Genomic DNA, 12,034 nt, shown 5'->3' with positions numbered 1-12,034 from the left:
ATATGGTCTTTCAACTGACGAATAAACTTGCTTTCCCCAATCCTCACTACGGCGACCCCGACGGGTTGCTCGCCGTGGGCGGTGACCTCTCCATCGACCGCCTCATCCTGGCGTACTCCAACGGTATATTCCCCTGGTACGCATTTCGGGAAGAACTGATACAATGGTGGTGCCCGATAGACCGTTTTGTCATCTTTCCGGACGAAATACATATCTCCCACTCCATGCGTACACTCATCAACAAAGGAAAGTACGAAATCACCTTCAACGAAGCTTTTGAAGACGTCATACAAACCTGCGGAGAATTGCGGATGGAACAAGAAGGAGCCTGGCTTGGAACGCAGATGATGGAAGCCTATACACACCTGCACGAACAAGGCTTCGCCGCCAGCGTGGAAGTATGGGAAGAAGAACAACTGGTAGGTGGGCTGTACGGAGTGACCCTGGGACGTTGTTTCTTTGGAGAGAGCATGTTCTCACTCGTTCCCAGCGCCTCGAAGCTGGCCCTCATCCGTCTGGCCCAATTCTTCAGGGAACATGGAGGCGTCATGATAGATTGCCAGTTCGAAACCCCTCACCTCAAGACAATGGGAGGCAGGCACATCAGTTACGACGAATATATGACATACATCGAACAAGACTACCGCTTCTAAAAGTAATAACGAAATAAAGATTTGCAGTACAAACGGTCTGTTATGAGAGAAATATAGTATCTTTGCAACATCATGTTGCACCGTTTTACTACTTCCATAACCGACATTCCGCTTCCGGAAAGGTTCACCTATCCTTTCTGCTATACTCCGCACCCATTATGTATATTAGCAGCCAAAGAAGTACAAAGCTATCTTACCCGACAAACTGCATGGAAGGACGAACTGCGCCAAGGCAAAATGTTCGGGGTACTGATTGTACAAACCGAGCATGGAGAAACCGGATATTTAGCTGCATTCTCAGGCATATTGGCCGGAAAGAACCTACATCCCTTTTTTGTTCCTCCCGTATATGACTTGCTACAGCCACAAGGCTTTTTCAAGATAGAAGAAGAGAACATCTCTTCCATCAACCGCAACATCCGGCAATTGGAAAATGACAAAGCATATGCCGCCTTATCAGCAGAGCTTGCCCGGACTATCCAGTCGGCAGAAGACATACTGGCAACAGCCAAAGCACAGTTGAAAGAAGCCAAAACTGCCAGAGAACAGCGCAGAAAAGAAAAAGAGCTCAATGCGCAGGAAGAAGCCGAACTGATACGGGAAAGCCAGTTTCAAAAGGCGGAATATAAACGCCTGGAACGTTCATGGAAAGCAAGGATTACCACACTGCAAACGCAGACAGAAGACTGGGAAAGACGGATTTCAGCATTGAAGTCTGAACGTAAAACCCGCTCTGCAGCATTGCAGCAAAAGCTATTCGAACAGTTCGGGATGCTGAATTACCGGGGAGAAGTCAAGAATCTCTGTGAGATATTCGGGCAGACCGTGCACAAGACACCTCCTGCCGGCGCGGGTGAATGTGCAGCCCCCAAATTGCTACAACAAGCTTATTTGCATGGATGGAAACCGATTGCCATGGCCGAGTTCTGGTGGGGTGACTCCCCCAAGACAGAGATACGCCATCACGGGCACTATTATCCGGCTTGCAAAGGAAAGTGCGAACCTATACTGCAGCATATGCTGCAAGGTCTACAAGTAGAGGAAAACCCCATGCTGAAAAGAATGCAGGTGCCCTCCAAAAATTTGGAGATTGTTTACGAGGATTCATGGCTTTCGGTCATCAACAAACCGGCAGGAATGCTGTCTGTTCCCGGCAAGGAAGATGCAGTCTCCGTCTATAGCCTGATGCGTGGGCAATATCCAGAAGCTGACGGTCCACTGACGGTACATCGTCTCGACATGGCCACTTCCGGTTTAATGCTCATTGCCAAGACCAAGCGTGTACACCAGAACCTGCAGGCCCAGTTCAAGAACCGCCTGGTCAGGAAACGTTATGTCGCATTGCTCGAGGGTATTGTCCCAAAGGACAAAGATACGGTCGACCTCCCGCTTTGCCTGAATCCACTTGACCGCCCACGGCAAATGGTACACACCGAACACGGAAAGCCCGCCATCACCGATTATCAAGTTCTGGAACGTCTGGACGGGAAACGGACCCGTATCGCTTTCTATCCGCGCACGGGAAGAACCCATCAGCTACGTATACATGCAGCACACCCGCTTGGCTTGCACTGCCCCATCATCGGTGATGAACTTTACGGGGAGAAAGCAGACCGGCTTTATCTGCATGCCGAATACTTAGAATTTACCCACCCTATAACGGGAGAAACCGTAAGGATTACCAAAGAAGCTGAATTCTGACTGCCTACTGATTAATAACCAGCAAAGTAATGCAATAAATGATGATACTCCGACCTACCCCACAAGATTATGACGAACTGTTGACCGTCTGGGAAGCCTCTGTCCGCAGCACACACCACTTCCTGGCAGAAAAGGATATACAGTTTTACAAACCACTGATAAGAGAGCAGTACTTTCTTGCCGTAGAGCTTTACATCATCCGCAACGAAAAAGAAGAAATTGCCGCCTTTATGGGACTGAGCGATGAACTCATCGAGATGTTGTTTGTCCGTCCTGACCAACAAGGTAAGGGATACGGAAAACGGCTCATGGAGTACGCCGTCCACCAAAAACACATCCACAAAGTGGATGTAAACGAGCAGAACGGACAAGCTTGCCGATTTTACCAACATATGGGATTCCAAGTGGCCGGCCGGGACGAAACCGACCCGACGGGAAAGCCTTTCCCTATTCTGCATCTGCAATTACCAACCCCACCACAGATTACTCGGGTAGAACACAGATTATAATTTAGCAAACTTATGAAGATACATCACATCGCCATCTAGACCTTCCAACTGGAAGAGATGAAAGAGTTCTACACACGTTACTTCAACGGGAGCAGCAATGAAAAGTACATCAACCCCAAAAAAGGATTCGAATCTTATTTCCTTCACTTCGATGAAGGAACGGATTTGGAACTGATGAGCCGTACGGACATACAGAATACCCCTATTGAGGAAAACAGACTGGGACTGACCCACTTTGCCTTTGCCTTCGACAGCCAGGAAGCTGTCCTCCGACAGACAGAACGGCTACGTACAGCGGGATATACCATCGCAGGAGAGCCCCGTACCTCCGGCGACGGATATTTTGAAAGTGTCGTCCTCGACCCGGACGGTAACCGTATAGAATGTGTATTCAGGGCATAGTCTCTCAATCAGAAGAGACAAAGCTTCTCAACAGTTTTATCTCCTCTGCCCAAAGCGATTCATCGGGCGTCTCCAAAATAATAGGTATACCGTCAAAACGCACATCTTGCATAAAACGCCGGAAGAAATCCATACCTATCAGCCCCTTGCCGATGCTGTCGTGACGGTCTACTCTGGAGCCGAGTGCTTTCTTGGAGTCATTCAGGTGTATACCGCGCAGATAGCCGAAGCCTACAGCCGCGTCAAACTCCTCAAACACCTTGTCATACTCATTCACTATATCATAGCCCGCTGTATACGTGTGGCAGGTATCAAGGCAAACTCCAACGCGAGACTTGTCATCCACCCGGTCGATGATATGTCCCAGCTGCCAGAACTCGTTTCCCACATTGCTACCCTGCCCGGCTGTGTTCTCTATGACAGCCACCACATCGTGCGTCTTGCCCAATATAAGATTAATGGATTCAGCGACCCTATCCAGACACTCTTCCACAGAAATCTTATTCAGATGGCTGCCCGGATGAAAATTCAGTAACTTCAGCCCTAATTGTTCGCAGCGCTGCATCTCATCCAGAAAAGCGGCGCGGCTTTTCTGTAGCCCTTCTTCTTCAGGATGCCCTAAATTTATCAGATAACTGTCGTGAGGCAGGATGCAGCGGGAATCGAAACCAAGCTTCCCGCAATTTTCCTTAAACAATTCAATACTATCAGCCGCCAGCGGCTTTGCCACCCACTGACGCTGGTTCTTGGTAAACAAGGCAAAAGCATTTGCCCCTATCTCACCGGCATTGACGGGAGCCGCTTCCACTCCCCCACTGGCCGATACATGTGCACCTATAAATTTCATAATCTTATTGTATTTGTTCTTTCATGAATTCCCACTGGCATTTTTTCATGTCTACACACCCATTCTTTCTGAACGTCACGCCCTCTGCCTCCAGCAAAGCCCGCTGTTCAGTCCAGCACGGTGCCAGCCTGCCCTGGCTGTTCACTACCCGATGGCAGGGCAGACACATGCCGTCGGGCACATCGTGCATGGCATGTCCCACCATGCGCGAACATTGAGGTCTTCCGACAAGATAGGCTATCTGTCCGTACGTCACCACCCGCCCCGGAGGGATTGCGGCCACTACATTATAAACCTCCTGCTGAAAAGTGTCTTTGTCCATAAAAGTCTGGTTTGGGAAGGCAAAGATATGATAAATTCAGCAGGTATGCGAACAGACGTTACAAGAAAGTGGCTGCGCCGAGCGGATTGTATGTATAGGTGACATTACGGGCACGGATGATTTCGCCCGTCGGGGTAAACAATATCTGATATTTCGTCTGGAGATTTGTCATCCCTACCTCTACCGCCACGATGGACTGCCATTTGGGAAACTGTACCCAAGTGACATTCTGCACCATCCCTCCGGAATATTCACTGGCGGCAAAAGCATTGTAAACGGCAGGGGGCACTTCGTCCATTGTCTCCCAGTCCGTCTGTTGCATTACCCATTGCGCCTGCCCGTCAAACCAGACTTTCGTATCAAAACCAGAAAAGAGAATTTCAACTTACTCATAACTTCATCAGATTATCATGTTATGAGAAGAACGGCGTATGGCAGATTTTGTTCACCGGCAACTCTCAACCATTCAACAGTTAAAAAGAGATATCCATTGTAATTCAATAGAAAATGACTAACTTCACACCAGAAATTCAGAAATATGATAAGAATACATCCCATATCCGGCAACAAAAAGCAATATCTTGACCTGCTACTGCTTGCCGACGAACAAGAGTCCATGATTGACCGTTATCTGGAACGGGGAGAGATGTTCATCCTATCCGATAATGATACAGTCAAAGCGTCTTGTGTAATCACCTGCGAGGATAAAGGAATCTACGAAATAAAGAGCATAGCTGTCTATCCGGAATACCAGCGCCAGGGATATGGAAGACAACTGATAGCATTCGTTCTTGAACATTATAAAGACCGGTGCCATACTATGCTTGTCGGCACTGGAGACAGTCCGCTAACCATCCCCTTCTATGAAAGCTGCGGATTTGCATACTCACACCGGGTACCCGATTTCTTTATCGATAATTACGACCACCCCATATTTGAAGGAAGCAAGCAACTGAAAGACATGATTTATCTGAAAAGGACGCTTCAACCAAAATAATATCCTATATTTGCATATCACTTAACTCCACACATTATGGAAGCTAAACTTTGCCAAAGCTGCGGAATGCCCTTGTCATCTGCAGAAGTACTCGGAACCAATGCCGACGGTAGCCTCAACGAGGAATATTGCACCTATTGCTACCAGCACGGCAATTTTGCACAAGACTGCACTATGGACGAAATGATAGAACATTGTGCACAGTTCACCGACGAATTCAACAAGGATTCCGGAATGAATTTCACTAAAGAGGAAGCCATTGCCGGTATGAAAGAATTCTTCCCGACCTTGAAACGCTGGCAGTCCAAACAATAAACATGCCGTCCCGTATCGAGCAGGAAAAACAGACAGTAGAACGGATGGTCCGCCTCTACTGCCGGAAAAAGGAAGGTAACAAGCAATTGTGTCCCCGATGCGAGGAATTGCTGGGATATGCCCGCATTCGTCTTTCACGCTGTCCTTTCGGTGAGAATAAATCCACCTGCAGGCAATGCAGCATTCACTGCTACAAGCCCGAAATGAAAGAACGGATGCGTAAAGTCATGCGGTATGCCGGACCACGGATGCTGTTATACCATCCCGTGGCGGCACTCTGCCATTTGTGGCAGGAATATGTCCATCAGTATCTCACCAAACGTTTCGGAGTTCCGCGCCAGGAACAGCACAAACAATAAACCGTATCCAGGTCGTATCCTTCCAATGAAGAGGTGCTGTCTTTAGGCACAATCTCGCCTTTGTCAGAGATGTAGACCGGCAGGCGCTCACCTTGTCCGTTCATCACAAAAAATGCCCCCACCTTGCATTGGGGGCATACCATCTTACGCATCATCAATTGAAATAATACAAAAATATAGCCACCCCTTCCAATGCCTTCTTCTTTTCACCTTGTATTTCGATGGCAAACTTTATTTCCGCCTTTGCCACACCACGCAGATTCGACAGAGATTGTAAATGGGCAACCAGTCGGATGCTCTGTCCGGACAATACCGCCTGACCGAACTTCATCTTGTCCATACCATAATTAATCATCATCTTCAGGTTGTTCACTTCAATAATCTGGTTCCACAGATATGGCAACATGGACAAGGTGAGATACCCATGTGCAATGGTGCTCTTAAAAGGGCTTTCCACTTTGGCACGTTCCGTATCGACGTGTATCCACTGATGGTCCAATGTCGCATCAGCAAACAGATTGATACGCTCCTGAGGGAGCTCTACATATTCCGAAACACCGATTTGCTGGCCTACCAGCTTTTCAAAATCCTCGTACGAGTTGATAATCACTTTTTCCATTACTCTCTATTTTATTGATAAATTATAAATTCACGCGCTTTATACACATATCCGCCATTCGTTTATGCCCTGCAGGAGTGGGGTGTGGATACCGTCCCAAATCCAATAGGGGTCTTGAGAAGCCGGAGAGTGTTTCCACTGATGCCACGATTAAAAAAGCATATTCCTTTTCCGGAAAATTTCCTTGATAATGACTTGCACACAAATACATATAGCCGCTACCATAAATATGGTTCATATCACAGAATCTCCGATAAACAAGACACGCAGACCACTTGCATGGAGCAAGAGTGACATGCAGAAAAAACCATTACAAAGAGTCCAATACGCTTCATGTCATTTTCTTGTCAGGATGCAAAAATTGCAACAAATATACGTCTTATTCCCGCAAGTACAAAAACTCGGGTATCTTTTTCCCATTTCCTCAAAACAGATACAACCTTTATTTTTTATTTCCGTTCATCACATATTAATTTGGAAATAATATATCTTTGTCAATATCTTAATTGTTGTGACAGAACAAAAACATCACTATTAAAGAGTGATTGCCGTAGATTCGACAATGGGCGTGGGAAGTACATTCACCGTGGAACTGCCCTGCCAGACAAGATAAGCCTGACAACAAACGAAAAACAATGATTTATGACCGCACAGAAAGAATTTACCCTGACCCCTCGCCGGCGTGGCTTTCACCTGGTGACAGAGGAGATTATACGTAACCTTCCCCCTCTTCCACCTGCCGGAATCCTGCATCTGTTCATCAAGCATACAAGCGCAGGCCTCACCATCAACGAAAATGCAGACCCTGACGTACAGACAGACATGGAAGCCATCTTCAACCGCCTCGTAAAAGAGCGGGAACCTTATTACCAGCATACATGCGAAGGGGATGACGACATGCCCGCCCATGCCAAAGCAACCCTCAGCGGAACCAGCCTTACGATTCCCATCACCAACGGACGCCTGAACATGGGTATCTGGCAAGGCATCTATCTCTGCGAGTTCCGCAACCGGGGCGGAGGAAGAAGAATCGTAGCAACCGTCATCGGATAATCCCCTATCATCATGCAGAAAGCCATCATCATCGGTGCCACTTCAGGCATCGGACAAGAAGTAGCCAGGATACTTGTACAACAAGGCTGGCATATAGGCATTGCCGGCAGAAGGAAAGAGGCATTGCATGCCCTGCAAGCCACCGCACCCGACCGGATAGTCACGGAACAGCTGGACGTTACGGAAGAGACAGCGACTCTACACCTCCATAACCTGATAAAAAAGCTGGGAGGCATAGACCTGTTTTTCCTCAGTTCCGGCGTGGGACATCAAAACCGGGACTTACAACCGGACATCGAACTGAACACGGCACGTACCAATGTAGAGGGATTTACCCGCATGGTGACTGCCGCCTTCAACTATTTCAAGGAAAAAGGCTCCGGACATATTGCTGTCATCAGTTCCATTGCAGGCACTAAAGGACTAGGCGTTGCACCGGCCTACTCTGCCACCAAACGCTTCCAGAATACCTATATCGAAGCGCTGGCACAACTTGCCCGGATGCAGCATCTTGATATACACTTCACCGACATCCGTCCGGGATTTGTTGCCACCGATTTACTGAAAAGCGGGAAATACCCGATGCTGATGAAAGCAGACCGTGTAGCACAGCACATAATCAAGGCTTTAAGAGAAAAGAGACGGGTAGTTGTCATTGACGGACGCTACCGGGTACTGGTGTTTTTTTGGCGTATGATTCCACGATGGCTATGGGAAAGGTTGCCTATAACGAATTGATTTCGTATCTTCACGTCTCCAAACAGAAATATACATACAGACATGAAGAAAAATTCAAAATATATCGTGCTTACGGCTGCCATTGCACTGTGTGCAGGTTCCAGCCTCCCCTTCCTCGCAGGCAGCAGTGCGCTGAATCCCGAACGCGATTCCGTGAAATCCGAAGTTCCCTACTGCGTGACCTCTCCCAGCGTACCGGACAAGATTACTTTTGCCAGGCAGGATATTGACCTGCTGCGCTATGACCATCGCGAGCGTATGGACCGCGAACTGATGTCATTCACCTACATGCACTCCACCACCATGCTCATGGTGAAGCGTGCCAACCGCTACTTCCCCGTCATAGAACCTATACTGAAAGCCAACGGCCTGCCCGATGACTTCAAGTACCTCGCTGTGATAGAAAGCAACCTGAACCCGCTAGCCAAATCGCCTGCGGGTGCTGCAGGCCTATGGCAGTTCATGCCTGCCACCGGACGTGAATTCGGCCTGGAGGTGAACAGCAACATCGACGAACGATACCATATCGAGAAGGAAACCAAGGCAGCCTGCAAATACCTGAAAGACGCCTATCAGAAATATGGAAACTGGCTGTGCGTAGCTGCCGCCTACAATGCCGGACAAGGGCGCATCTCCACACAGATGCAAAAACAAATGGTAGACCAAGCCGTCGACTTGTGGCTGGTAGAAGAAACTTCGCGTTACATGTTCCGCCTGCTGGCAGCCAAAGCCGTCATCAGCAATCCGCAACAGTACGGTTTTCTGCTGAAACGGGAACATCTTTATCCGCCCATACCCTGCACGGAAGTGGCTGTCACAACGGGTATTGCCAACCTGGCACAGTTTGCCAAAAGTAAAGGCATCACCTATGCCCAACTGAAAGACGCCAACCCTTGGCTACGGGATACCTTACTGATGAATAAAAGCGGACGTACTTATACACTGAAGATACCTACGCAGGATGGAATGCATTACGACCCCAAGAAAACAGTACCCCACGACAAGAACTGGGTCATCAATTAACAATGCGAATCAGTAGTTGAAACTAATTCCTTTTTTTATCGGTCATGAGCCGAAACAAAAGTCGGATGGCAATCTGCATTATTTACAAATAGTACAGATTCGAGATACAGTGCCATATTGAACCTAATTCAGTCGTATACTGAATGCCATTCAATCGTATACTGAATAGGGTTCAGTCGTATACTGAATACAGGTCACCTTAAACACGCAGATAATCAGAATATTACGAACCGCCATCATCACTTCATTAAATCACAACAATTCATCAAAATATCATTGTACTCGTTTCAGGGCCGTTATGCCCCGTTTCAACCACAGATTCGTATTAATAAACTATGATGAGGGATATTTGCTGCAACCGGGCAGGAATTTCCCGAGATGACAGTGGAAAATCGAATAAAAGGAATCACTGCTGTTTCTCCGTCAGATATTTCCAATAGCGCACGGGCATGTCTTGCTTGTGCTTTCGGGGATTGAGGCGTTCCTTGATGCAGATTGCCTTGAAATAGGTTTTCCAGAGAGACTGGAAAAGCCGTTCGTCTTTGTCCATCAGACTTTCGTCGAGCATGCCGGTGACAAGATGCCCCTCGCAGTTGTCCTCACCAAAAGTCACTTGGCGCACCTCCTTCAAGTCGTAATAGTACCCATAGGCTCGCCTGATGTCATAAATCAGCCAACGCTGGTCGGAAAAACGATCCTTGAAATGCTCCGTTACCAAAGGAAGGGCATTCTTCTCGGGCTCGACGGCCGCAAAGAAAGTACCGTCCGCAGCCTTCTGAAAACGAACAAACTGAAGCAGGCGTATACGCTCCCAATCCACCCGCTTCCACATACGAGAGAACTCCAGCACATCAGGATCGGCAAAATTCGTTTCAATGGAGCGAGGAGCATCTATCGCCTTGCGGATATAGCGGAATAGCAGCATGGGAGTTTCCGGTTCCTCCGCCAGCCAGCACTGGGCGAGGCAGGCAAGTGCCGCAGACGACAGTTTCTTCTGCAATCCCCGCCAGACGCGGCCGGATTTCTCTTCATCGGTTATCACTGTAAATATTTCATCGCAGAACAATGGAAGAGGCTCTCCTTCCAACAACAGTGCATCGGGGAAAGTGCGGCGGGAATAGGCTTCAAAAACAGAAGTCAACAATCCCTCAAAAGTCTTATCATATAAAAAAATATTCATTCGCCAAAATCAAGCATCAACTGCCTCTCATCCACTTTTTTCTTGTTCGGTTTGGGCAACAGCAGGCTGCGTACCCCTTGCGGAGTCAGCTCATTGACCGTGTGCATCGGCAACTCGCAGCAGGTAATGAAATACTGTGCCTTCTTCATCACCACCCCTATCTTCTTCAACTGATAGAAACCTATCTTGGAGAAACGCCGGGAAGCCACTATCAGCCGTGCCGACTTCACGCCGATGCCCGGTACGCGAAGCAACAGTTCATAATCCGCCTTGTTCACATCGACCGGAAACTGCTCGGGATGACGCAAAGCCCAGGACAGCTTGGGGTCAATCTCCAAATCAAGGTCCGGATAGGCATCATCCACTATTTCCTCCACCTTGAACTGATAAAAACGCATCAACCAATCAGCCTGGTAGAGCCGGTTTTCACGTACTAAAGGGGGCTGTTTTAAGGCCGGCAGGCGCTTATCGTAGGTATTGACGGAAATATAGCCCGAATAGTAGACACGTCGCATCGTAGGTCCCTTGTAGAGGGCTGACGAAAGATACAGAATATCCTTGTCCGTCTCGGCAGTAGCACCTACTATCATCTGTGTGCTTTGTCCGGCAGGAGCGAAACGAGGAGCATGGCGGTGTTTCTTGCGTTCTTCCGAACTCTCAAGGACACCCTGCTGGATGTAGCGCATAGGCGCATACACACTCTTATGGTCTTTCTCCGGAGCAAGCAGTTTCAGATTCTCTTCCTTCGGTATTTCGACATTGACGCTGAGACGGTCGGCATAAAGCCCTGCCTCATTCACCAGTTCGCGGCTGGCGCCGGGAATGCTTTTCAGATGAATATAACCGTTGAAACGATGGATGGTACGGAGATCCTTGGCAACACGCACCAAGCGTTCCATTGTGTAATCGGGATTACGCACCACCCCACTGCTCAGAAAAAGCCCTTCGATATAGTTGCGGCGATAGAACTCCATGGTGAGGCCTACAAGCTCGGTCACCGACAGCGTGGCACGCGGCAGGTCGTTGCTGCGGCGGTTGATGCAGTAGGCACAATCGTAGATGCAATAATTGGTAAGCATCACTTTGAGCAGAGAGATGCAACGGCCGTCCTCGGCAAAACTATGGCAGATGCCCCAGCCACCCACAGCATTCCCCAGCATGCCTGCCTTGCCGGAGCGTACCGTACCACTGGAGGAGCAAGAGACGTCATACTTTGCCGACTCTGCCAGTATCTTCAGTTTATTGAGAACGTTTTCATCCATAATACCTGCGCCAAAAGTAATAATAATACTTTTAAAAACAAAAAAGACCGCCAA

Annotated in this window: 16 protein-coding genes and 1 pseudogene; 10 read left to right on the top strand and 7 right to left on the bottom strand. The window is 48.3% G+C overall.

Annotated elements, in window-relative coordinates:
- Window positions 1–2 precede the first annotated feature (2 nt).
- The 4 genes from aat (at window position 3) to M1B78_RS01815 (ending at window position 3,265) form a co-directional block, all read left to right on the top strand.
- Window positions 3–653, top strand: a complete 651-nt coding sequence (gene aat, locus M1B78_RS01830; RefSeq protein ID WP_257939742.1) for a leucyl/phenylalanyl-tRNA--protein transferase — start codon at window positions 3–5, stop codon at window positions 651–653.
- Between the two features lie 72 nt (window positions 654–725).
- A complete protein-coding gene (locus tag M1B78_RS01825; RefSeq protein WP_257939741.1) occupies window positions 726–2,354 on the top strand; it encodes an RluA family pseudouridine synthase in 1,629 nt (542 codons plus the stop codon).
- A gap of 38 nt (window positions 2,355–2,392) precedes the next feature.
- Window positions 2,393–2,863 carry a GNAT family N-acetyltransferase gene (locus M1B78_RS01820; protein WP_009036631.1) on the top strand — a complete coding sequence of 157 codons (471 nt, stop codon included), beginning with the start codon at window positions 2,393–2,395 and terminating at the stop codon, window positions 2,861–2,863.
- A 57-nt stretch (window positions 2,864–2,920) separates the two neighbouring features.
- The gene (locus M1B78_RS01815) at window positions 2,921–3,265 is read left to right on the top strand and encodes a VOC family protein (protein WP_246866888.1); all 345 of its coding nucleotides are present in this window, start codon (window positions 2,921–2,923) and stop codon (window positions 3,263–3,265) included.
- Window positions 3,266–3,269: 4 nt separating this feature from the next.
- On the opposite strand, the gene nfo is transcribed toward M1B78_RS01815, so the two are convergent.
- The 3 genes and pseudogenes from nfo to M1B78_RS01800 form a co-directional block, all read right to left on the bottom strand.
- Window positions 3,270–4,112 carry a deoxyribonuclease IV gene (gene nfo, locus M1B78_RS01810; RefSeq protein WP_136009449.1) on the bottom strand — a complete coding sequence of 281 codons (843 nt, stop codon included), beginning with the start codon at window positions 4,110–4,112 and terminating at the stop codon, window positions 3,270–3,272.
- Between the two features lie 4 nt (window positions 4,113–4,116).
- The gene (locus M1B78_RS01805) at window positions 4,117–4,434 is read right to left on the bottom strand and encodes an MGMT family protein (RefSeq protein ID WP_257939740.1); all 318 of its coding nucleotides are present in this window, start codon (window positions 4,432–4,434) and stop codon (window positions 4,117–4,119) included.
- Between the two features lie 58 nt (window positions 4,435–4,492).
- Window positions 4,493–4,816, bottom strand: a pseudogene (locus M1B78_RS01800) (PepSY-like domain-containing protein); the annotation flags it as partial.
- Between the two features lie 156 nt (window positions 4,817–4,972).
- Between M1B78_RS01800 and M1B78_RS01795 the strand changes: the two are divergent.
- From M1B78_RS01795 to M1B78_RS01785, 3 genes are read left to right on the top strand one after another with little or no spacing between them, the layout of a single operon-like run.
- Window positions 4,973–5,431 (top strand): GNAT family N-acetyltransferase, encoded by a 459-nt coding sequence (locus M1B78_RS01795; protein ID WP_257931307.1) that lies wholly within the window; start codon window positions 4,973–4,975, stop codon window positions 5,429–5,431.
- A gap of 36 nt (window positions 5,432–5,467) precedes the next feature.
- Entirely contained in the window at window positions 5,468–5,746 is a 279-nt protein-coding gene (locus M1B78_RS01790) for a zinc ribbon domain-containing protein (RefSeq protein ID WP_005835861.1), read from the top strand.
- 2 nt (window positions 5,747–5,748) lie between these two features.
- Window positions 5,749–6,105, top strand: a complete 357-nt coding sequence (locus M1B78_RS01785) for a nitrous oxide-stimulated promoter family protein (protein ID WP_009036628.1) — start codon at window positions 5,749–5,751, stop codon at window positions 6,103–6,105.
- Here the strand turns inward: M1B78_RS01785 and M1B78_RS01780 are convergent.
- Together M1B78_RS01780 and M1B78_RS01775 are read right to left on the bottom strand one after the other, a co-directional pair.
- Window positions 6,051–6,257, bottom strand: a complete 207-nt coding sequence (locus M1B78_RS01780) for a hypothetical protein (RefSeq protein WP_009036627.1) — start codon at window positions 6,255–6,257, stop codon at window positions 6,051–6,053. The two genes, M1B78_RS01785 and M1B78_RS01780, sit on opposite strands and share 55 nt — an antisense overlap.
- A 2-nt stretch (window positions 6,258–6,259) precedes the next feature.
- Window positions 6,260–6,724, bottom strand: coding sequence for a MaoC family dehydratase (locus M1B78_RS01775; protein WP_005826461.1), 465 nt, complete (start codon window positions 6,722–6,724; stop codon window positions 6,260–6,262).
- Window positions 6,725–7,366: 642 nt separating this feature from the next.
- Here M1B78_RS01775 and M1B78_RS01770 point away from each other — a divergent pair.
- The 3 genes from M1B78_RS01770 to M1B78_RS01760 are packed head-to-tail and all read left to right on the top strand — an operon-like array spanning window position 7,367 to window position 9,538.
- Window positions 7,367–7,777 (top strand): secondary thiamine-phosphate synthase enzyme YjbQ, encoded by a 411-nt coding sequence (locus M1B78_RS01770; RefSeq protein ID WP_057089180.1) that lies wholly within the window; start codon window positions 7,367–7,369, stop codon window positions 7,775–7,777.
- A gap of 12 nt (window positions 7,778–7,789) precedes the next feature.
- Complete coding sequence (locus M1B78_RS01765) at window positions 7,790–8,515, top strand: SDR family NAD(P)-dependent oxidoreductase (protein WP_120138826.1); 726 nt, start codon at window positions 7,790–7,792, stop codon at window positions 8,513–8,515.
- A gap of 42 nt (window positions 8,516–8,557) precedes the next feature.
- Entirely contained in the window at window positions 8,558–9,538 is a 981-nt protein-coding gene (locus M1B78_RS01760; protein WP_257939739.1) for a lytic transglycosylase domain-containing protein, read from the top strand.
- A 406-nt stretch (window positions 9,539–9,944) separates the two neighbouring features.
- On the opposite strand, the gene M1B78_RS01755 is transcribed toward M1B78_RS01760, so the two are convergent.
- Both M1B78_RS01755 and M1B78_RS01750 read right to left on the bottom strand, forming a co-directional pair.
- Window positions 9,945–10,718: a TIGR03915 family putative DNA repair protein gene (locus M1B78_RS01755; protein ID WP_257939738.1), complete on the bottom strand. Its 774-nt coding sequence runs from the start codon at window positions 10,716–10,718 to the stop codon at window positions 9,945–9,947.
- Window positions 10,715–11,980: a putative DNA modification/repair radical SAM protein gene (locus tag M1B78_RS01750; protein ID WP_136009442.1), complete on the bottom strand. Its 1,266-nt coding sequence runs from the start codon at window positions 11,978–11,980 to the stop codon at window positions 10,715–10,717. Before M1B78_RS01750 ends, M1B78_RS01755 begins: the two co-directional genes overlap by 4 nt.
- Between the last annotated feature and the right edge of the window lie 54 nt (window positions 11,981–12,034).

The sequence above is a fragment of the Bacteroides muris (ex Fokt et al. 2023) genome, from assembly GCF_024704895.1.
Taxonomy (GTDB): Bacteria; Bacteroidota; Bacteroidia; order Bacteroidales; family Bacteroidaceae; genus Bacteroides; species Bacteroides muris.
This window is presented reverse-complemented; position numbering and strand designations above follow the sequence as displayed.

What these genes read in the sequence shown, in the direction of transcription:
- aat (WP_257939742.1), top strand. Translation starts at nt 3, where the DNA reads ATGGTCTTTCAACTGACGAATAAACTTGCTTTCCCCAATCCTCACTAC.
- M1B78_RS01825 (WP_257939741.1), top strand. Translation starts at nt 726, where the DNA reads ATGTTGCACCGTTTTACTACTTCCATAACCGACATTCCGCTTCCGGAA.
- M1B78_RS01820 (WP_009036631.1), top strand. Translation starts at nt 2,393, where the DNA reads ATGATGATACTCCGACCTACCCCACAAGATTATGACGAACTGTTGACC.
- M1B78_RS01815 (WP_246866888.1), top strand. Translation starts at nt 2,921, where the DNA reads ATGAAAGAGTTCTACACACGTTACTTCAACGGGAGCAGCAATGAAAAG.
- nfo (WP_136009449.1), bottom strand. Translation starts at nt 4,112, where the DNA reads ATGAAATTTATAGGTGCACATGTATCGGCCAGTGGGGGAGTGGAAGCG.
- M1B78_RS01805 (WP_257939740.1), bottom strand. Translation starts at nt 4,434, where the DNA reads ATGGACAAAGACACTTTTCAGCAGGAGGTTTATAATGTAGTGGCCGCA.
- M1B78_RS01795 (WP_257931307.1), top strand. Translation starts at nt 4,973, where the DNA reads ATGATAAGAATACATCCCATATCCGGCAACAAAAAGCAATATCTTGAC.
- M1B78_RS01790 (WP_005835861.1), top strand. Translation starts at nt 5,468, where the DNA reads ATGGAAGCTAAACTTTGCCAAAGCTGCGGAATGCCCTTGTCATCTGCA.
- M1B78_RS01785 (WP_009036628.1), top strand. Translation starts at nt 5,749, where the DNA reads ATGCCGTCCCGTATCGAGCAGGAAAAACAGACAGTAGAACGGATGGTC.
- M1B78_RS01780 (WP_009036627.1), bottom strand. Translation starts at nt 6,257, where the DNA reads ATGCGTAAGATGGTATGCCCCCAATGCAAGGTGGGGGCATTTTTTGTG.
- M1B78_RS01775 (WP_005826461.1), bottom strand. Translation starts at nt 6,724, where the DNA reads ATGGAAAAAGTGATTATCAACTCGTACGAGGATTTTGAAAAGCTGGTA.
- M1B78_RS01770 (WP_057089180.1), top strand. Translation starts at nt 7,367, where the DNA reads ATGACCGCACAGAAAGAATTTACCCTGACCCCTCGCCGGCGTGGCTTT.
- M1B78_RS01765 (WP_120138826.1), top strand. Translation starts at nt 7,790, where the DNA reads ATGCAGAAAGCCATCATCATCGGTGCCACTTCAGGCATCGGACAAGAA.
- M1B78_RS01760 (WP_257939739.1), top strand. Translation starts at nt 8,558, where the DNA reads ATGAAGAAAAATTCAAAATATATCGTGCTTACGGCTGCCATTGCACTG.
- M1B78_RS01755 (WP_257939738.1), bottom strand. Translation starts at nt 10,718, where the DNA reads ATGAATATTTTTTTATATGATAAGACTTTTGAGGGATTGTTGACTTCT.
- M1B78_RS01750 (WP_136009442.1), bottom strand. Translation starts at nt 11,980, where the DNA reads ATGGATGAAAACGTTCTCAATAAACTGAAGATACTGGCAGAGTCGGCA.